Consider the following 895-nt stretch of genomic DNA (forward strand, 5'->3'; position numbering starts at 1 on the left):
AGATAGCATTATCTGTGCATGACTGGGGGATTAGCTCAGCTGGGAGAGCACCTGCTTTGCAAGCAGGGGGTCGTCGGTTCGATCCCGTCATCCTCCACCAATCTTCAATGCGCAGGGTTCTGTGTTTAAAAGCACAGAGCGTTTCGCATTGGCGATTGAGCCAGTCAGAGTGATACGCGGTTATAGCAACTGCGATATCGGCTGTCGTTCTTTAACAATCAGGAAGAAGTAGTAAAGAGATTCACGAAAGCATACTTAGAGATGGGTGTGCGAGTAGGTGAATCAGGGTTGTGATTGTATCAATGTATGAAAAGAGAGATCGAAAGATCGCTTTTGGAATACGGCGCAACACGAATACTCAACCTGTAGCGCGTGTGGCGAGCGTGTCATTCCGAGTGGGTGACACATGAGACACACCCGTTATAGGGTCAAGCGAACAAGTGCATGTGGTGGATGCCTTGGCGATCACAGGCGATGAAGGACGCGGTAGCCTGCGAAAAGCGACGGGGAGCTGGCAAACGAGCTTTGATCCGTCGATGTCCGAATGGGGAAACCCACCTCTTTTGAGGTATCCGTAACTGAATACATAGGTTACGTGAAGCGAACGCGGTGAACTGAAACATCTAAGTAACCGCAGGAAAAGAAATCAACCGAGATTCCCAGAGTAGTGGCGAGCGAAATGGGACCAGCCTGTACTCTTTATCTTCATTGTTAGTCGAAGGCTCTGGAAAGTGCCGCCATAGCAGGTGATAGCCCTGTAGACGAAAACAGCGAGGAAGAACTGGGTGTACGACAAGTAGGGCGGGACACGTGAAATCCTGTCTGAAGATGGGGGGACCATCCTCCAAGGCTAAATACTCGTGATCGACCGATAGTGAACCAGTACCGTGAGGGA

At 50.4% G+C, this 895-nt stretch carries 1 tRNA gene and 1 rRNA gene; both read left to right on the forward strand.

The features are described from left to right. The first annotated feature begins 24 nt into the window (after positions 1 to 24). Positions 25 to 100: transfer RNA gene (locus KHO33_RS41910), tRNA-Ala, on the forward strand. A gap of 326 nt (positions 101 to 426) precedes the next feature. After that, a 23S ribosomal RNA gene (locus tag KHO33_RS41915) occupies positions 427 to 895 on the forward strand; the annotation flags it as partial.

The sequence above is a fragment of the Paraburkholderia nemoris genome (genome assembly GCF_905221015.1).
GTDB classification, from domain to species: domain Bacteria; phylum Pseudomonadota; class Gammaproteobacteria; order Burkholderiales; family Burkholderiaceae; genus Paraburkholderia; species Paraburkholderia nemoris.